1 pseudogene is annotated in these 327 nt (G+C 58.1%); it reads left to right on the plus strand.

The window, feature by feature from the left end:
* Positions 1-141: 141 nt before the first annotated feature.
* Positions 142-327 (plus strand): annotated as a pseudogene (locus tag P0D96_RS48545) (hypothetical protein); the annotation flags it as partial.

Consider the following 327-nt stretch of genomic DNA (forward strand, 5'->3'; position numbering starts at 1 on the left):
TCTCGAGTCATTATCCGCAGCCGCACCCGTTACGCACCGTCAGATAGGTCTCCGGGGGAACCGCGGCAGCGCAAAAGCTAAAGCGCGCACGTCATCGCGTCCATGACAATTGATATCAAGCCGAGTAGGGAGTAACTGGTAATGCCGCAAGACTCAACCCGGCTCTCTGGCACGACTTCCACTTCTGACTCGCTCTTCGTGCAGGTCAAGGCACGTGGTCTCCTTCTGGCCGCCTTTGTTGGCTCCATCTGGTTAGTTTTTTTCCTGTCTGCTGCGCTGCCATTCCTGCATCTGAACCGGCACGGCGTGGTGCTGCGCACGCTTGGC

The organism is Paraburkholderia sp. RL17-347-BIC-D (genome assembly GCF_046027915.1).
Taxonomy (GTDB): Bacteria; Pseudomonadota; Gammaproteobacteria; order Burkholderiales; family Burkholderiaceae; genus Paraburkholderia.